Source organism: Colwellia sp. SU-HH01217 (assembly GCF_057543495.1).
Genome location: NZ_BAAJLX010000011.1, coordinates 1 through 18827, shown reverse-complemented (window position 1 = coordinate 18827; position 18827 = coordinate 1). Strand labels below are relative to the sequence as shown.

The window sequence follows — 18827 nt, the reverse complement described above, 5'->3', positions numbered from 1 at the left end:
TAAAACCGAAGAAAATCTCAGCAAAGAAATATTCATATTGATTCAAAGAAGATAGAATGTTGGTTAATGCGATCAAATGTATGAAAATTTATTATTTCTTTAATCAAAAAATAGGGAAAAATATGCGGATAACAACGACAGCGACCGTCGTTTTAATTAGTGTTCTCAGTATTTTCTTTACCTCAGGAAAAAGTAGTGCCGCGGATCCTATTCAAACAAGAAAAATATTCAAACAAGCTGAAAAACAGTTATGGCAAAGTGAGAGTTCTAAATTTAAAGAGCTATACAACCAGCTACATTATTATCCTCTCCAACCTTATTTAGATCAGAAAATATTAATCGATCAAATGTCTTTGTCGAAAGTGGGCGAAGTCGACGCATTCCTAAAAAAATATAGAGCTTCACCCCTTGATTGGCCGTTGAGAAAAAAGTGGTTAAATTATTTGGCTAAAAATAACAAGAAAAAATTATTTTTAGAATACTTCCGCCCAACGTCAAATGTGCCATTAACTTGTATGAATTATCGGTATCAAATAGATACAGGCGTGCCAGCAAGTATTATTTTACCTAAAGTAACGAAACTTTGGGTGGTAGGTAAGTCGCAAGACAAAAAGTGTGATCCGTTATTTAAACTCTGGCAAGAAGCAGGTTACCGTACAGCAAGTAAAGTGTGGCAAAGAATGACTTTAGCTGCAGATGGCGGTAAACATACATTAATTCCTTATTTAACTAAATTGCTACCTGAAAACGAACGATACTTGGGTAATTTATGGCGTAAGGTAAGAAGAGACCCATCTTATATTCATCGCTTAAGTCGCTTTCCTAATAAGTCAGCCAAAGAAGCTGAAATTATGGTGTATGGCTTAAATAGGCTTATTTGGCGTAATAATAAACTTGCTTTATCTACCTATAAAAAAGCCATTAAAGCATTTAACTTTACTGATGAGCAAAAGAAAAAAATCACCAATAAATTTGCCGTGGCGCTAGCGAGTAAACACCATGATCAAGCAACTTATTGGTTAGATAAAGTTGAAAAGAGCTCATTAACCAAACAAATGGTTGAGTTTCGCTTATCACAAATTATTAAGCGGCAAGATTGGCAACGGCTAATTAATGAGTTAAAGGCATTACCCGAACGTTATAAAAACGCCTTGCAGTGGCAATATTGGTACGCTAGAGCATTGAGAGAGACAGGCGATAGTGTGCAAGGAAATAGTTTGCTATCAACATTAGCGACCAATCGACATTATTATGGTTTTTTAGCCGCTAAAATATTAAACCTTCCTCCGAACTTACAAGATGAGCCAATCGCTATTACCGAAACAGAAAAAATAGCGGTACTGAGATATCCAGCAGCAAAAAGAGCGTTTGAATTATTTTATTTAAATAGAGCCAATCAAGCGAGACGGGAATGGAATTTTTGGCTTAGATCGCTCAATGACAGGGAAAAGCTTGTCGCGTCAAAATTAGCTAATGAAGCGCAGTGGTTTGACAGAGCAATATTCACGCTATCAAGAGTCGGTTATTTAAACGATGTTGATTTACGATTTCCACAGGCATTTGGCGATAAGATAAATTTGTATTCAAACAAACAACAAATAAATCCCGCATGGGCATTTGCTATTACGCGCCGAGAAAGTTCTTTTATGCCTGATGCTCATTCAGCGGTTGGAGCCAGAGGATTAATGCAACTAATGCCAAATACTGCTAAACAACTCGCTAAAAAACAAAGGAAAAAAGTAAGTTTGTTAGATTCGGGGAACAATATCCAGCTAGGAACTAAGTATCTGAAAAAATTGCTTAAAATGAGTGATGGCAATCAAATAATAGCAACGGCTTCATATAATGCAGGACCTTATCGAGTTAAATCGTGGTTAAAAAGTGGAACCTCTTTACCAGCAGACATTTGGATAGAAACGATCCCTTACAAGGAAACCCGTGAATATGTAAAAAGTGTCTTAGCTTATCAACAAATATATCAAGTACGAGACGGGCAAGCGTCCTCAGTATTTGATCAGGTTATTAACATGCGTATACCTGAAAAATAACTTTACAGTTAACTGGTATTTGACGATTTTTTTAAAGTGCAAAAAGTTAATATATATCTTTGCTATGCTATGATTATGCGACCTATAAGCTCCGACCGAGAAATAATAACATGACATCATTAAGTAAACTCTATCCCGCTCATATTGCCGAATTACAGCAGCGAGCAACTAACGTTTTAGCTCGAGAAAATATTGAGGGTCTTGTTATTCATTCTGGACAAGAAATTAAAGTGTTTCTTGATGATTATGGATATCCATTTAAAGTCAATCCTCATTTTAAGCACTGGTTGCCGCTAGTGGATGTCCCAAACTGTTGGTTAATTATTAATGGTAGCGATAAGCCTAGTTTAATTTACTATCAGCCTGTTGATTTTTGGCATAAAGTTGCTGAGCTTGAAAACGATTTTTGGAATGAATTTTTTGATATCAAAGTGCTGACTAATCCAGCTGATGTTGAAAAACTGTTACCTTACGACAAAAAAGGGTATGGCTATATAGGTAGTCATATTGAAGTGGCAAAAGCACTAGGCTTTGACATTATCAACCCTGAAGGGACATTGAACTATTTACATTATTATCGTGCTTATAAAACGCCTTACGAACAAGAATGTTTAAGACGTTCAAACATATTAGCCGTTAAAGGCCATAAGGCAGCGAAAGAAGCTTTTTTACAGGGATTATCTGAGTTTGATATTCAGCAGGCTTATCTTAAAGCTGTGCACCTTACCGCGAACGAAACACCCTATGGAAATATCGTCGCGTTAAATGAAAACACTTCTATTTTACACTACACAGCATTAGACCGAGGGGTTCCACAAGCTCATCGCTCTTTCTTGATTGATGCTGGTGTAAATTTTCATGGTTATGCCTCTGATATAACACGTACGTATTCTTTTAAACGTGATCACTTTGCTGACTTAATTACACGTATGAATCAATTAATGCTAACTGCTGTTGATGGCTTAAAACCAGGGATGAGCTATGTTGATTTACACATTGCTACTTTCCGTGAAATTGGAAAAGTACTTGCAGAGTTTGATTTAATTAATGTTGATGCAGATACCGCGGTAGCAAGCGGCATTATTGGTACTTTTTTCCCGCATGGACTTGGTCATCACTTAGGGCTTCAAACCCATGATGTTGGGGGATTTATGGCAGATGAGCGGGGCACACATGTCAATACTCCAGAACAACACCCGTTTTTACGAACATCACGAGTTGTTGAAGCTAATCAGGTATTTACCATTGAGCCAGGGTTATATTTTATTAACTCTTTATTAGCCGATCTTAAGCAGTCTAAAAATGGGGCTATGGTTAACTGGGATAATATTGAAAAGTTCCGTCCATTTGGTGGTATTCGTATTGAAGATAATATTATTGTTCATCAATCGCATAATGAAAATATGACACGAGATCTTGAGTTAGGCTAAATGTAATGTTGAAAGAGTTTCAAGTTGCCATTAACGAAGTCGAAGATGAAACTCTTGTTAACCGCAGTCGTTTTATTTGCTATTTAGCGCCTTGCCAATCATCAGAAGAAGCAAAAGCTTTAATTAAACAGTGCCAAAGTATTCACCCTCAAGCGAATCATCATTGTTACGCGTTCTTAACGGGTGCTCCTGACAATAGTCAAGGTTATGGCTTTTCTGATGATGGCGAGCCCTCTGGCACAGCAGGCAGACCTATGCTAGCCGTTTTACAAGGCGGAGGTATAGGGCAGGTATGTGCGGTTGTCGTTCGTTACTTTGGTGGTACTAAGCTAGGTACAGGTGGATTACAACGAGCTTATGGTGGAAGTGTTAGACAAGCGCTGAAGTTTTTGCAATCAACAACCAAAATACCTATGGTGCACAAAAGCTTAGCGTGTCAATATACTCAGGTAAACGATGTATTATATTTGCTTGAGCAAGTAGGTGGTTTGGTGATTGAACAAAATTATCTTGAAAGTGTTTTGTTTACCTTAGCCATTCCATGTGCCAAGCTTGATGTGATTACCAAACAGTTACAAACATTATCGTCAGGTACTTTGGTATTAAAGTCTGTCGATAAAAAATAAACCCTAAATGAATATGTCTCAATAATAGATAATAATAACGTGCAATATAAAAACATCATACGTATTTTAGGTTTATTAGTGGCATTGCTTAGTGTCACCATGCTACCACCAGCACTCGTTTCCTTATTATATCGAGACGGCGGTGGTGTCCCGTTTTTAATGGCCTTTTTGTTTTGTTTGATTACCGGTGGGATTTTTTGGTACGCCAATCGCAATGAAAAAGGGGAGTTAAGAGCAAGAGAAGGTTTTCTCATTGTTGTACTTTTTTGGCTCGTTTTAGCGAGTTTTTCTGCAATCCCCTTAATTCTTTTAGACGAACCCAACTTCTCCCTTGCCGATGCCATCTTTGAATCATTTTCCGGCTTAACCACTACTGGTGCAACTATACTAAATAATATAGATGGTTTGCCTCATTCAGTTTTATTTTATCGTCAGCAATTACAATGGCTAGGTGGTATGGGGATTATCGTACTAGCTGTTGCTGTACTACCTATGTTAGGCATTGGTGGTATGCAGCTTTATCGAGCAGAAACACCTGGTCCGGTTAAAGACTCTAAGATGACCCCCCGAATAGCCGATACCGCAAAGCATTTGTGGTATATCTATTTGTCATTAACTATTTTATGTACCATAGCCTATTGGCTTGCTGGAATGTCTGGTTTTGATGCTATTTGTCATGCATTTTCTACCATTGCTATTGGCGGTTTTTCTACGCACGATGCAAGTATGGGATATTTTAATAGCTCAGCGATTAACTTTGTTTGTGTGTTTTTTCTTATTATTGCTGGTATTAACTTCGCATTGCATTACGCGGTTATTCAAAGCAGATCATTAAAAAACTACATATACGATCCTGAATTTAGGGTGTTTATTGCAATTCAGGTGGTACTTACTCTCATTTGCTTTGCTGTTTTAATGTGGCATAACATTTATGAAAACAGCGACCAAGCATTCGAACAAGCTTTATTTCATGCAGTTTCCATTAGTACTACCGCTGGCTTTGCTGCAACACCTTTTGATACGGTTCCTTTTGCGGCATGGCCAACTTTGTTACCAATTTTACTAATATTTGCCAGCTTTATTGGTGGTTGTGCAGGTAGTACAGGTGGCGGTATGAAGGTTGTTCGTATAACACTGCTTTACTTGCAAGGATTAAGAGAGCTAAATAAGCTTGTCCATCCCAAAGCTATATTTTCGATAAAACTAGGCAATAAGGCGCTGCCTGATAGGGTGGTTGAGGCTGTTTGGGGGTTCTTTTCAGCTTATGCCGCAGTATTTGTAATTTGTATGCTTTTATTACTTGCTGGCGGTATGGACGATATCACTGCTTTTACCGCTGTAGCTGCTTGTATGAATAACTTAGGTCCAGGGCTGGGTGAAGTAGCCGCTAATTATTCATCAATTAGCGACTTTAGTAAGTGGGTCTTAGTGATAGCGATGCTATTTGGGCGCTTAGAAATTTTTACTTTATTGGTGTTGTTTACGCCTGCGTTTTGGAAAAGCTAGCCAGTGTTGGGTATAAACTTATCATTGTTCTAAAAGTAAATTGCACCCACTTGAAATAGTTTTTCAACATCATAAATGTAACGTTTGTTTATCAAAAACAGAATAACGTGATCTTCTTCCATAATAACTGTGTCAGAGTGGGCAATGAGCACTTCATTTCCCCGCACTATTGCACCAATTGAAGCTCCTGGTGGTAACTTGATCGATCTAATTTCTTTGCCCACAACTTTTGAAGACTTTTCATCTCCTTTGGCAACAATTTCAATAGCTTCAGCTGCACCACCACGTAAACTATAGACATTATTAATTGCCCCTCTGCGAACATGAGTTAACAGGGCAGATATAGTTGCTTGTTGAGGAGAAATCGCAATATCAATCCCACTACCGTGAACCAAATCAATATAAGCATCGCGCTGTATTAATACCATCGTTTTACGGACGCCAAGTTTCTTTGCTAATAATGAAGACATGATATTGGCTTCGTCATCGTTTGTGACCGCGATAAACACATCAAACTGATCAATATGTTCTTCAAGCAATAGTTCTTGATCAGATGAATCACCGGTAAAGACTAAGGTGTTTTTTAATTCAGACGCGAGCTTTTTTGCTCTACTTGTAGAGCGCTCTATTAATTTAACTTGGTGATTATCTTCTAATATACTTGCTAAACCTGCGCCTATATTACCGCCACCAGCAATCATTATACGTTGATAAGCAGATTCAAGTTTTTGTAATTCATTCATTACCGCTCGTATATGAATACTGGCGGCGATGAAAAACACTTCATCATCTGCTTCGATTACTGTTGTGCCAAGAGGCCTAATCGGCTTCCCATTTCGGTAAATAGCAGCGACTCGTGTGTCTACATTGGGAATATGTTCCTTTAAAGTTGATAAAGCATGACCAACTAACAACCCCCCATAATAAGCTTTAACGGCTACTAAGCTTATTTTCCCATTGGCAAACTCTAAAACTTGTAATGCGCCGGGGTAGTCAATTAAGTGCGCGATATCTCTAGTAACCAATTGCTCAGGGGCAATAATATGGTCTACAGGAATGTTGTGATTATGAAATAACTGTTCTTTGTATTTTAATATTTGGCTAGCGCGTATACGGGCAATTTTTGTTGGGGTTGAAAATAACGAATAGGCGACTTGGCAGGCCATCATATTAGTAGAATCGTCGTTAGTGACGGCAATTACCATGTCAGCATCTTCTGCACCTGCATTTTTCAGAATATCTGGATGTGAACCATGACCGGCAATGACTTGTAAATCCATTTTATCTTGTAATTCGCGCAAGCGTTTGCTGTCGAGATCAATAATGGTTATTTCACTGTTTTCACCTACTAAGTTTTCAGCTAATGTTCCGCCTACCTGACCTGCACCAATTATTATTATTTTCATTATTAAGCTTCAGTTAGTTAAGTGATTTTCTTAGTTTGGCATAATAAAACCCATCCATTGAGGGATTATTTTGCTTTGTTGGGTGAGGTAGAATTTGCCAGCCAGTGCTGTTTTCACTTTTTGAAAAGTCAATAAGTTCAGCATCAGCTTGGTTGGCAATAAACTTGCTCACTTGCTCTTTATTTTCTTCGGGTAAAATACTACAAGTTGCATAAAGCAAAGTACCACCGGGCTTAAGTAAAGACCATATGTTTTTAAGAATATCCTGCTGCAATAAGATTAATGTATCAATATCTTTGGCTTTCCTGAGCCATTTAATATCAGGATGTCTTCTGATAACTCCCGTGCCCGAACAAGGCACATCAAGTAAAATGCGATCGAAGGGCTCTTTATTCCACCAAGTCTCTGGTTTTGCAGCATCAGCGGCAATAACATGGGCAGTTAAGTTAAGCCTGTCGAGGTTTTCTTGTACTCGAGTTAAACGAGTTTCTTCAATATCAACAGCGGTGACTGACTTAACATTAGGGGTACGCTCTAGAATATGGCATGTTTTCCCTCCTGGTGCTGCACAACAATCAAGAACTGTGTCGTCAGGTTGCGCATCAAGTAAGCGTGCGGCTTGTTGTGCTGCGCCATCTTGAATAGATACCCAACCGTCATAAAAACCAGGAAGTTTGTTAACATCAACAGGATTGGTAAGGGCAATTGCACCAGATAATTCATCTGTGTATTGATATTCAATGTCTACTTGCTCAAGTAGGACTTTATATTCGTCTATTTGATGATGCTGTTGATTGACTCTTAACCACATCGGTGGTTTTTCTTGGTTGGCCAATAATACGTTTTGCCATTGGTCAGGGTAGGCTGCTTGTACTTTTTTAATAAACCATCCAGGGTGGTTGTATGTTATCGCATCAGCAAGAGGCTTTTTAGCATCTTGTTGTTCGTTATTTACATTACGTTGATAACTTCTTAAAACGGCGTTTATTAGGCCTTTTAAATGTTTATTTTTTAATTGGGTTGTTGCGGCAACAGTTTCACTCACTGCGGCGTGATCAGGAATTCGAGTATATTTTATTTGGTAGACCCCTACCAAAATTAGAAAATGGAAAACCCGTTGCTTACCTGTTAATGGCTTTTTCATTAAACCACGAACATCATTTTCTAATTCAGGCAGATACCGCAATACGCCATAACAAATTTCTTGCAGCAATCCTTTATCTTTACCTTCAAGCTTATCTTGTTGCTTAGGTAGCTCGTCAGATAAACTCCGGCCTTGATCAATAACAGCATACGCGCACTTAGCCGCTAAAGCTCTAATATTTGAACTCATTTTAAACCTTCGTTACTGGCAATGTTTTTATCGGTATTAGCTTCTTTGAATTGGCCATTAATTAACTGGCCTGCTTTAAACCAATCTGCGCGACCATTTAAAATATCGCTCACTGGCAGTGCTTTTTTCCCTGGAAGTTGAATAACCTCAAGGCGTAAAGCACTATTTTTTGTTGCGACAAGAATACCTGACTTATCGACAGAAATAATAGTACCTTCAGGTTGATTACTACCATTATTCATTACCGGACTCGCTTGCCAAACTCTAATTCGATGTACGGCTGATTTTTCATCCCCAAATGAAAACTGGGCGACAGGCCAAGGAATATAAGCGCGTATTTTTCGATCTAATATGTCAGCACTTAACTGCCAATCGAGCTCTGCTTCTGTTTTATCGAGTTTATCGGCATAAGTCGAAGCGTTATTGTCTTGTGGGGTTTGCGGATAGTTTCCTACACTCATTAATGCTAATGTGTCTAATAATGCTTGTGGACCTAACTCGGCGAGTTTCTCGTAAAGACTAGCGCTAGTATCTGTTGCAGTGATAGGACAACGTGCCGTTAATATCATGTTACCGGTATCAAGACCTTTATCCATTTGCATTAAAGTTACCCCAGTTTCTTTATCGCCAGCTTCTAATGAACGCTGAATTGGGGCGGCTCCTCGCCATTTGGGCAGTATAGAGCCGTGAACATTAATACATCCTAAACGAGGTGTTGCTAGCACTAATTCAGGCAATAATAATCCATAGGCAACAACAACCATGACATCTGCGTTATAACTGGCAAGCTGTTGCTGCGCTTCTTCTGTTTTAAAGTTAACCGGCTGTTCAACCGTTAAATTGTTAGCCAACGCAAGTGCTTTGGTTGCACAGGCTGTTAATTTTTTGCCACGCCCTGCGGGTTTATCAGGAGGACAATACACACCAACAATTTGATGATGAGAATTGATTAATGCCGCTAAATGCTTAGCGGCAAAGTCAGGCGTGCCTGCAAAAATTATTCTTAAAGGTTGTGACAAGTGAATTCCTATTTGTTTTGTAAACGTGCTTCTTTTTCTAACTTCTTTTTTATACGTTGACGTTTTAATGGTGATAAATAATCTACAAATAAAATACCATTTAAATGATCAAGTTCATGCTGGATACAAATACTTAATAGTTCATCTCCATCTAAAGTAAATTCTTTACCATCACGGTCGAGCGCCTTTACCGTCACTTTTTCGTGTCTGTCAACTTTTGCATAACAGCCAGGTACAGATAAACAACCTTCTTCATTGATAAAGGTGTCTTCACTTTTCTCAATAATTTCGGGGTTTATTAATACTAATGGGTTTTCTTTATCTTCAGAGACATCCATCACAACAATGCGCTGATGGATGTTAACTTGGGTTGCAGCTAAACCAACGCCGTTTTCTTCATACATAGTTTCAAACATGTTATCAACTATGGTTCTAATTTCATCATTTACTTCAGCAACTTCTGTTGCTTTAGTGCGTAATCTTTCATCGGGGAAGCTTAATACAGTTAAAATTGTCATAATATTGCAAATTAATTAGCGATAATGCTTATAGAGTGTTATGTTTCAATTTTAGCCATTAAATATAATTAATAATAGTGGTTTAAGCTAAAAGCATTAAAATGGATCAGCAATATGCTAAAAAAAATATTAATTTCGCTAACTTTTTGTACTTTGCCCCTAATTTCGGTGGCCGATGAACTTCTTTTAAATGAAGATGCACCTAAAACGTATACTGTTGAAAAAGGTGATACCCTCTGGGACATCTCAACAGTATTTCTTGATCAACCTTGGTTGTGGCCTAAATTATGGCGTTTAAACCCTGAGATATCGAATCCTCACCTAATTTATCCAGGTGATGTTCTAACGCTGGTCTATGATGAGCAAGGTGAACCAATGCTTATCGTTGAGGAAACTATTCCTGAGCCAGAGCCTGAACCTGTTGTTGAGCCTGAAGTGGATAATTCAGCTGTAGAACCTTTACCTCCAGTAAAACAAACGATTGTTGTTAAAGAGAAGCCAACTTATAAATGGACACCTAAGGTTAGAGAGACAATTAAGTCTGAACCGATTGAAGTGTTACCTTTAGAAGTTATCGCGCCTTATATTCACTATGCTAATTTGTTTACTGAAGAGCAGCTAGAAACGCTACCGTATGTTATTGGTAGTGATGAAGGTTATAAGTCGAGTACTGAAGGCTTTAATGTTTATGTTAATGATGATTTAGAGCTTGGAAAAACGTACGGCATTTACCAAAAAGGCGATGAGATTATCGATCCTGAAACGGAAGAGTCTTTAGGCTATGAAGCAACGCTTGTAGGTACATCTCAATCGATTAAAGCTGGCGACATGGCGAATAAAAAGCCGGCGACGCTTTATGTAAATTCTGCAAACCGTGAGATTCGTGCTGGCAGTTATGTGGTGCCAATCAATGAAGGGCAACTACTTCCTGCATCATTTACCATGAGAGCCGCAGATGAATCATTACGAGGCGCTATTATCCAGTCAAACAGCGATAATAGAGAGTTTGGTAAGTTAGAAGTTGTGATGATTAACCGAGGAAAAGAACATAATATTCGTTTAGGCGATGTTATGGCGATACAACGTAAAAGTAAAAGTGTTGTAGAAACCAGTAACGGTCCTCGATATGAGAGTGATGTTTCTCGTTGGAATAAGTTAGGTGAAGAAGACTACGATATGCCAGAAGAAAAAATTGGTCGAATCATGGTCTTTAAGCTACACGAAAAAACTAGTATGGCGTTAATTTTAACAACGAACAAACCTGCTAGATTAAAAGATATTATTACCACACCATAAGTAATTAACCAACTAAGCTATTAACAATAGCTTAGTTGGTTGCCCTTTCAGTAAGACAAGTATCCCTGTATATATTTTTAAGGATAAAAATATTAAAAAGCTGTTCTTAAGGAGAAGACAGTGTCAAAAACCAATCTAGAATATTGGCTCGCCTTAAAGTTTGTACCTCGGTTGGCCGTTCACAAAAAGATATTACTGGTTAAGCAACACGGCTTAGCTCAACTATTTGAATCTCCAACGCTGTTAAAGCAAAATAACTTAACGGAAAAACAATACCGTGCGTTTGAGCACCCCGATTGGCTGAAAGTGGCTGACATTATTGCCAATAGTTCATCACATCAAATGAATATTGTCAGTTTTGATGATAACGACTACCCTAAGTTACTTAAAGAAATCTACGATCCCCCGTTAGTGTTATTCACTCAAGGTAACAACAAGCTATTAAATGTTAGTCAATTAGCCATAGTTGGTAGTCGATCAGCTACTTTAAGTGGTAGAGATATTGCGACTAAAATAGCTTATCAACTATCAGAGCACTCGATTGCTGTTACCAGCGGTTTGGCTCTTGGTATTGACGCAGCAGCTCATAGAGGGATATTAAAGCGTGCAGGAAATACTATTGCTGTTGTTGCAACAGGATTAGATCAAGTGTACCCGTCAAGGCATAAACAGCTAAGAGAAGATATTTTAGATGCGGGCGGACTAATGGTGAGTGAGTTTATTCCCGGTACTTTACCTAGAGCTGGACATTTCCCTAAAAGAAATAGAATTATTAGTGGCTTATGTCAGGGAGTGTTAGTTGTTGAGGCGGAAATAAGAAGCGGTTCGTTAATTACCGCTCGTTGTGCACTAGAGCAGGGACGAGATGTATATGCGGTGCCTGGCTCGGTGAATAACCCTTTTGCAAAAGGTTGTCATTGGTTAATTAAGCAAGGAGCTAAACTTGTCGAAGACGCTGCCGATATAGTAGAAGAGTTTGCAATATCAACAATTGAGTCCAAGCCGATAATTGTTCAAGAAAAAAGTTCCCAACAAGACTTGTTTAACGATCCGTTTTTAGCTAGTGTTGAATATGAAGTCACTCCAATTGATATTGTGGTTTCTCGGAGTAAGTTACCTATTGAGGAAGTACTAAACCGATTAACAATACTTGAGTTAAAGGGGCACGTTGTGGCTGTACCCGGAGGCTATATTCGATTAAATAGGGGCTAGTTATGTTTGATATATTGATGTACCTTTTTGAAAACTATATTCATAGTGAAGCTGAGGTAATGGTTGATCATGACCAACTTACCGATGAGTTAACCCGTGCAGGATTTCATCAAGATGAAATTTATAAAGCACTTGCCTGGTTAGAAAAACTAGCCGCATTACAAGATAATGATGCATATCCATATTTAACCCGTACTGTTGGTAAATCTGTCCGTATTTATACGCAAGAAGAGATGGAATTGTTAGACACTGAGTGTCGAGGATTTTTGATGTTTCTTGAGCAAGTAAATGTGCTTGATTTTACCACTAGAGAAATGGTGATTGATCGAGTGATGGAGCTTGATACGCAGTATTTTTCTATGGACGATTTAAAATGGGTTGTATTAATGGTGCTATTCAATGTTCCTGGTAAAGAAAACGCTTATTCACAAATGGAAGATCTCATTTTTGATGAGCAAGAAGGGCCGTTACATTAAATTGCTGTAAACAAGACTATGAAGCATGACATAATACGCTTTGTTAAATCGCGAGGATATTATGTCAGATTCAGATAAACCTTTATTTACCCGTCACGAACATGCGCTCGAGAAAGCACATGAAGTGTGCCCTGATTGCGGCTCGCAAGTCACTATTAAACATGGTAAGTCGGGTCCATTTCTAGGTTGTTCAAACTATCCTGCATGCGAGTATACTCGACCGATTGTCGAACACGAACGTATTGAAGATAATGTGCTTGCTGGTAGCGAATGTCCGCTTTGCGGTAATAATTTAGCGGTTAAACAAGGTCGATATGGCATGTTTATTGGCTGTACTAATTATCCTGATTGTCATCATATTGAAGAAACACATCATCAAGACGATGTTAATGTTGCCTGTCCGCAGTGCGCACAAAAAGGGAATGACGGAGAGTTACTCGAGAAAACTAACCGCTATGGTAAAACATTCTACTCTTGTAATAATTACCCTAAATGTAAATTTATCGTCAATCATCAACCCGTATCAGGGGTTTGCCAACAATGTAGTTTTCCTTTATTGCTAAAGAGGAATATGGCTGCGGGTCTTAAATACCAATGTGGTAATAAAAAATGCTCCGCTATGCAAAAATCATAAAAAAAGACGCGAAAAGCGTCTTTTTTTATGATTAGGCTGTAACCTGTTCTACTATTTTATCGCTTCGCAAGGTATTGTTTGGCGAAATCGGCTAAATCTGGAAATGCTGATTGAGATAATAAAGAAGATAACTTAACTAAACGTTGAGCTAAAACTAATTCACTATCGCCACTGACATTTATATGTCCCATCTTACGACCAGCACGTTTATCTTTGTTATACCAATGAATACTAACACTCGGGATAGCCAAAGCTTCATCTGGAACAGTATCTTCTCCGATAATATTAATCATTGCAGAAGGGCGAACAAGTGCGGTACTGCCAAGAGGTAAATCACAAATTGCTCGTAAATGGTTCTCAAATTGACAAGTGTCGGCACCTTGTTGCGTCCAATGACCTGAATTATGAACCCTAGGTGCAATTTCATTAACTAACAACTCATTACCTACCTGAAAAAACTCAATCGCCATTACACCAACGTAATTCAATTTATCAGACAATGCTTTAAATACTTCGCCTGCTTGTTTTTGGAGTAGATGATCAACCGTAGCTGCAACAGAAACACTTAATATACCATTAGTGTGGTGATTCTCCGTTAATGGATAGACAGCGACATCGCCATTATGACGACGTACGCCAACTAAAGAAACTTCACGATCAAAAGGTATCATCTGTTCAGCAACTATAGCTTGAGTGCTTTTTGCCTCGCTTAAAAATTTAGCCATATCAAGCCAAATGGTGTCAGCATCTTTTGCCGTTTTTAAACGCCACTGTCCTTTACCATCATAACCTTCCAATGCACTTTTAAAGATTATAGGTAATGAAAGTTTTACTATGGCGGCATCAAAATCTTCTTTGCTATTAACAAAATGATGTTTGGCGTTAGCAGCCTGACATGACTCAAGTAGTGATTTTTCAAGGCGTCTATCGCCACCAATTTTGATAGCGTTACTGCTAGGGTAGAGCTTTTTTGATGCTTCACATTCGTTTAGGGTGTCATGGTCGACGTGTTCAAATTCAGCAGTAATAACATCTGCATTAGCAATTCCTTGTGCTAAATCCCCATATTCATGTTCTGGGCTAATAGGTTGTACGACTTTATGATTTCTAACATCAAATGCCTTAATATCAAGATTTAAAGGTGTTCCAGCCAGCTCCATCATTCGAGCTAACTGACCGGCACCAAGTACAAGAACTTTTTTCATGGGTTATTTATTCTGCTGGGTTAGGGTTATCTAAAATAGTTTGAGTTTGATTTTTTCTAAACGTTTCAATATTTTGTTGAATTTGAGCATCAAACGTACCAATGATTTGTGCCGCAAGAAGGCCTGCATTGGCAGCGCCAGCAGTACCAATTGCTAAAGTACCTACCGCAATGCCTTTTGGCATTTGAACAATAGATAAAAGAGAGTCTTGGCCGCTTAGTGCTTTTGATTGAACGGGAACACCTAATACAGGTAAACTGGTGTAGGCGGCTGTCATGCCAGGTAAATGCGCCGCGCCACCTGCGCCACCAATAATAACTTTAATGCCTCTGTCTTTCGCACTTTCGGCATATCCAGCAAGCAAATGAGGTGTTCGGTGTGCTGAAACAACCTTTGTTTCATACGCTACGCCCAATAAATCTAGCATTTCTGCCGCATGCTGCATTGTTGGCCAATCTGATTTTGACCCCATGATAATACCGACTGTCATGAAATTATGCCCTTAGAAAGTAAAGTTCAGTTATGTTTATTTAAACAAGGTTAAGTAAGAAAGCCTGTAATTATAACCTTGTTTAGTTCAATACGGAATGATGAAGTTTTTCTTAATGAAATATACAGTAATGTTAGGCGTTAATTTGTAGCTTTTGGTAAGATACTGTTTTTTGGAGTTAGCAATAAGAGAAATTTGTGAAAAACTTTAGTGCTGTAGATGTATTTTTTGATGGGGGGATTATTGCATATCCTACCGAAGCCGTATTTGGTTTAGGCTGCGATCCTGATAATGAAGCTGCGGTACAAAAGCTCTTAATGTTAAAAAAACGCCCAATCAGTAAAGGGCTCATTTTATTAGCAGCCAATTATTCACAACTTTTACCTTATATAGACGACAGTTTAATACCTCAAGATAAGCGGTTTGAAGTACTATCTCGTTGGCCAAACGGCATAACACAAGTCGTACCTAAAAATAAACTAACACCATTATGGTTATCAGGTCAGTTTGATACCATTGCCGTTCGAGTAACTGATCAGCCAGATGTGGTTGCTTTATGTAAACAAACTAATAAACCGATAGTGTCAACCAGTGCTAACTTAACAGGTGAAACACCTGCAGATACGTGGCAAGCAATTGAGAACAATCAAGCATTAGCATCAACAGTAGATTTTATCATCAAAGGTAATACCTTAGGCTTTACACAGCCATCAACTATTATAGATGCATTAACAGGAGAAACTTTTCGCCCATGAGTGACGTGAATATAAATACAGTAATTGATTTTTTACAATCTCTACAAAATAACATCTGTGATGCATTAGAAAAGGCCGATGGTTCAGGTAAATTTATTGAAGATAGCTGGCTACGAAAAGAAGGGGGCGGCGGACGTACTCGTGTGTTAACTAATGGTTCTGTGATTGAACAAGGAGGAGTGAATTTCTCAGAAGTCTCTGGTGATAAACTTCCCCCTTCTGCAACTGCACATCGCCCAGAGCTTGCTGGACGTACTTGGAAAGCTTGCGGTGTATCTTTAGTTATCCACCCGAAAAACCCTCATATACCAACATCTCATGCGAACGTTCGTTTCTTTATTGCAGAAAAAGAGGGTGAAGAACCTGTTTGGTGGTTTGGTGGTGGGTTCGATTTAACCCCTTTTTATCCGATAGATGAAGATATTAAGCATTGGCACCAAGTGGCCAGTGATCTATGTGAACCTTTTGGTGATAATGTTTATAACGACTATAAAAAATGGTGTGACGAGTATTTTTATTTAAAACATCGTGATGAAACTCGTGGTGTTGGCGGTTTATTCTTTGATGATCTCAACAAGTGGGAGTTTAACACTTGCTTGGCTTACATTGCTGAAGTTGGGCAAGGGTTTATTGATGCATACGTCCCTATTGTTAATAAACGAAAAGCAACTCCATTTACTGAGCAACAAAGACAATTTCAACTATACCGACGAGGCCGTTATGTAGAGTTTAATTTAGTTTTTGACCGCGGTACGCTTTTTGGTTTGCAATCAGGAGGTCGAACTGAGTCTATTCTAATGTCTATGCCGCCGCTTGCTCGCTGGGAGTATAATTATCAACCTGAAGCCGGTAGTGATGAAGCAAAACTTGACGAGTATTTAGTTCCGCGTGATTGGTTAGTCAATAATTAGCAAAATAATATTATTAAAGGAATTACATATGGATCATTACCGAGTTTACGGAAACCCAATTAAGCAGTCTCGATCGCCTTATATCCACCAATCTTTTGCAAAAAATGAAGGTATAACGATAAAGTATCAAAGTGAATTAGCTGAAATTGGTGAATTTACCGAGAAGGTTAAACAGTTTATTACTTTTAACGGTAAAGGCGCCAATGTTACAGCTCCTTTTAAAGAAGATGCATTAAGACTGTGTGACAATCTCACAGAAAGAGCTAGGCTAGCAGGCGCAGTTAATACCCTTACCTTTAAAGAAGGGCAAATTTTCGGTGACAATACTGATGGAGTTGGTTTAGTTCAAGATCTTCTGCGTAACCAAGTGGTATTGAAAAGCAGTAGAATATTATTACTTGGGGCGGGTGGTGCAGCTAAAGGCGTTATTCTTCCTTTACTTGAACAACAACCCTCTGCGATTGTTATTGCAAATCGTACCGTGAGTAAAGCCGAAGATCTTTGTCAGCAATTTTCTTTTGATAGCAATAGTTCAATTTTGTCGGCATCAAGCTTTGAAGAAACAGTTAATGGTGCATTTGATGTTATCATTAATGCAACTTCTGCAAGCTTAACAGGTAATATTCCCCCTATACCAACATCACTCATTAACCCTAAACTAGTATGTTACGATATGGTTTATGGGAAAGAGTTAACCCCTTTTTTAATTTGGGCGAAAGAGCATGGGGCTGAGCGACTTATTGATGGCTTAGGTATGCTTGTCGGGCAAGCAGCTGAAAGTTTTTCAGTATGGAATGGTGTTAAACCTGAAGTAGAAACTATTATTAATGATCTAAGAAAATCGATAATGGCAGAATAACAATGAATCAAGCTGTGTTATTTAATGACGATCTAGCTTTTAATGATAAAGAAGATGCTTGGTGTTTTACAGCCCAAATATCTGGACAGATAACTACCATCTTCTTCCACTCAATGCAGTTAAAAAAATTAGGGGTAATTGATAGCTGCACTAAATATGACTTGGAAGAAGTTGTAGAGTTGTGGCTTGAAAAAAATGAACTAGAAGGCAATAGTATTCATATCGATATGAGATAGTTATTGCTGTTTAAGGTAATCATTTTTTAGCTCGACATAATTTACTGCTGACTGTTTAAGAAAGCTTTCTTCATTTTCTTTTAGTAAACGCACTTGTTTTACGGGGTTTCCAACATATAGATAGCCACTCTTTAGTACTTTATTAGGAGGTACTAAAGAACCCGCACCAATAAACACATCATCTTCGACAATCACACCATCCATAATGATTGCGCCCATGCCTACTAAAATCCTGTTACCCAATACACACCCATGCAGCATACATTTATGTCCAACAGTAACATCTTCGCCAATAGCTAAAAGATTGCCATCAGGGTTTCCAGCGCTTTTGCGGGTAACATGAAGTACGGTACCATCTTGGATATTCGTTCTTGCACCTATAGTAATAGTATTTACATCACCCCTAGCTGCAACGAGTGGCCAAATACTTACGTCCTCAGCCAAAGTAATATCACCAACTAATATAGCTGATGGGTCAATATAAACAGAGTTAGCGACTGTAGGGAAAATACCGCGATAACCACGACCATTAATATTTGTTAATTGGTTACTATTGATAACTGCCTCCAAAAAAATAACTAGATAACTAAAATATAAACTTATTTTAGCAAAAAATAGATAATTTATGATAAAAAAACACTTTCACTGTTAATAGTTAAATAAAGAAACATATCATGAAGTAGAATATGAAACAGAAACTATAGGTCGTTTTTTGATTGATGTGTTTGTTTAAACGCCAATGAAAACGCGGTTCGTATGAATATTGTTCGCTTTTGTATTTATTTTTAATTATTTGCAAAAAAAGGTTGACGAAAAATCAAAACTGTCTAGAATGCGCATCCAGTTCCAAGGGGCAACCCAAACGAA

General features: G+C 38.3%; 19 protein-coding genes. 12 read left to right on the top strand and 7 right to left on the bottom strand.

Annotated features, from left to right (window positions below; all coding sequences use genetic code 11):
- Positions 1-122 precede the first annotated feature (122 nt).
- The 4 genes from AC27G3_RS13170 (at position 123) to AC27G3_RS13155 (ending at position 5610) form a co-directional block, all read left to right on the top strand.
- On the top strand, positions 123-2048 hold the full coding sequence (locus tag AC27G3_RS13170; RefSeq protein ID WP_487122257.1) for a transglycosylase SLT domain-containing protein: 1926 nt from the start codon (positions 123-125) through the stop codon (positions 2046-2048).
- Positions 2049-2158: 110 nt separating this feature from the next.
- Positions 2159-3478 (top strand): Xaa-Pro dipeptidase, encoded by a 1320-nt coding sequence (pepQ, locus tag AC27G3_RS13165; RefSeq protein WP_487122255.1) that lies wholly within the window; start codon positions 2159-2161, stop codon positions 3476-3478.
- Between the two features lie 5 nt (positions 3479-3483).
- Positions 3484-4104, top strand: a complete 621-nt coding sequence (locus tag AC27G3_RS13160; protein ID WP_487122254.1) for a YigZ family protein — start codon at positions 3484-3486, stop codon at positions 4102-4104.
- A gap of 39 nt (positions 4105-4143) precedes the next feature.
- Positions 4144-5610 (top strand): TrkH family potassium uptake protein, encoded by a 1467-nt coding sequence (locus AC27G3_RS13155; protein WP_487122253.1) that lies wholly within the window; start codon positions 4144-4146, stop codon positions 5608-5610.
- A gap of 29 nt (positions 5611-5639) precedes the next feature.
- Here AC27G3_RS13155 and trkA read toward each other — a convergent pair whose 3' ends face one another.
- From trkA to def, 4 genes are read right to left on the bottom strand one after another with little or no spacing between them, the layout of a single operon-like run.
- The gene (trkA, locus tag AC27G3_RS13150) at positions 5640-7016 is read right to left on the bottom strand and encodes a Trk system potassium transporter TrkA (RefSeq protein ID WP_487122251.1); all 1377 of its coding nucleotides are present in this window, start codon (positions 7014-7016) and stop codon (positions 5640-5642) included.
- 13 nt (positions 7017-7029) lie between these two features.
- Complete coding sequence (gene rsmB / locus AC27G3_RS13145) at positions 7030-8349, bottom strand: 16S rRNA (cytosine(967)-C(5))-methyltransferase RsmB (protein ID WP_487122249.1); 1320 nt, start codon at positions 8347-8349, stop codon at positions 7030-7032.
- Complete coding sequence (fmt, locus tag AC27G3_RS13140) at positions 8346-9368, bottom strand: methionyl-tRNA formyltransferase (protein WP_487122247.1); 1023 nt, start codon at positions 9366-9368, stop codon at positions 8346-8348. Before fmt ends, rsmB begins: the two co-directional genes overlap by 4 nt.
- An 8-nt stretch (positions 9369-9376) precedes the next feature.
- Positions 9377-9886, bottom strand: a complete 510-nt coding sequence (gene def, locus AC27G3_RS13135; RefSeq protein WP_487122245.1) for a peptide deformylase — start codon at positions 9884-9886, stop codon at positions 9377-9379.
- A gap of 114 nt (positions 9887-10000) precedes the next feature.
- On the opposite strand from def, the gene AC27G3_RS13130 reads away from it, so the two are divergent.
- The 4 genes from AC27G3_RS13130 to AC27G3_RS13115 all read left to right on the top strand — a co-directional run bounded on the left by AC27G3_RS13130 (position 10001) and on the right by AC27G3_RS13115 (position 13504).
- On the top strand, positions 10001-11182 hold the full coding sequence (locus AC27G3_RS13130; RefSeq protein WP_487122243.1) for a LysM peptidoglycan-binding domain-containing protein: 1182 nt from the start codon (positions 10001-10003) through the stop codon (positions 11180-11182).
- A 120-nt stretch (positions 11183-11302) separates the two neighbouring features.
- On the top strand, positions 11303-12394 hold the full coding sequence (dprA, locus tag AC27G3_RS13125) for a DNA-processing protein DprA (protein ID WP_487122241.1): 1092 nt from the start codon (positions 11303-11305) through the stop codon (positions 12392-12394).
- 2 nt (positions 12395-12396) lie between these two features.
- Positions 12397-12870, top strand: a complete 474-nt coding sequence (locus tag AC27G3_RS13120) for a DUF494 family protein (RefSeq protein WP_487122239.1) — start codon at positions 12397-12399, stop codon at positions 12868-12870.
- Positions 12871-12931: 61 nt separating this feature from the next.
- Complete coding sequence (locus AC27G3_RS13115; protein ID WP_487122237.1) at positions 12932-13504, top strand: DNA topoisomerase family protein; 573 nt, start codon at positions 12932-12934, stop codon at positions 13502-13504.
- Between the two features lie 56 nt (positions 13505-13560).
- Here AC27G3_RS13115 and AC27G3_RS13110 read toward each other — a convergent pair whose 3' ends face one another.
- Both AC27G3_RS13110 and purE read right to left on the bottom strand, forming a co-directional pair.
- Positions 13561-14709, bottom strand: coding sequence for a 5-(carboxyamino)imidazole ribonucleotide synthase (locus tag AC27G3_RS13110; RefSeq protein WP_487122235.1), 1149 nt, complete (start codon positions 14707-14709; stop codon positions 13561-13563).
- Between the two features lie 7 nt (positions 14710-14716).
- Positions 14717-15199 (bottom strand): 5-(carboxyamino)imidazole ribonucleotide mutase, encoded by a 483-nt coding sequence (purE, locus tag AC27G3_RS13105; RefSeq protein WP_487122233.1) that lies wholly within the window; start codon positions 15197-15199, stop codon positions 14717-14719.
- 197 nt (positions 15200-15396) lie between these two features.
- Between purE and tsaC the strand changes: the two genes are divergently transcribed.
- The 4 genes from tsaC to AC27G3_RS13085 are packed head-to-tail and all read left to right on the top strand — an operon-like array spanning position 15397 to position 17960.
- On the top strand, positions 15397-15954 hold the full coding sequence (gene tsaC, locus AC27G3_RS13100; protein ID WP_487122232.1) for an L-threonylcarbamoyladenylate synthase type 1 TsaC: 558 nt from the start codon (positions 15397-15399) through the stop codon (positions 15952-15954).
- Positions 15951-16865 (top strand): oxygen-dependent coproporphyrinogen oxidase, encoded by a 915-nt coding sequence (gene hemF, locus AC27G3_RS13095; RefSeq protein WP_487122230.1) that lies wholly within the window; start codon positions 15951-15953, stop codon positions 16863-16865. Before tsaC ends, hemF begins: the two co-directional genes overlap by 4 nt.
- A gap of 28 nt (positions 16866-16893) precedes the next feature.
- Positions 16894-17724, top strand: coding sequence for a shikimate dehydrogenase (gene aroE, locus AC27G3_RS13090; RefSeq protein WP_487122228.1), 831 nt, complete (start codon positions 16894-16896; stop codon positions 17722-17724).
- 2 nt (positions 17725-17726) lie between these two features.
- Positions 17727-17960, top strand: a complete 234-nt coding sequence (locus tag AC27G3_RS13085) for a hypothetical protein (protein ID WP_487122226.1) — start codon at positions 17727-17729, stop codon at positions 17958-17960.
- Here the strand turns inward: AC27G3_RS13085 and AC27G3_RS13080 are convergent, their stop codons facing one another.
- Positions 17961-18530: a gamma carbonic anhydrase family protein gene (locus tag AC27G3_RS13080; protein ID WP_487122224.1), complete on the bottom strand. Its 570-nt coding sequence runs from the start codon at positions 18528-18530 to the stop codon at positions 17961-17963.
- Positions 18531-18827: the final 297 nt, after the last annotated feature.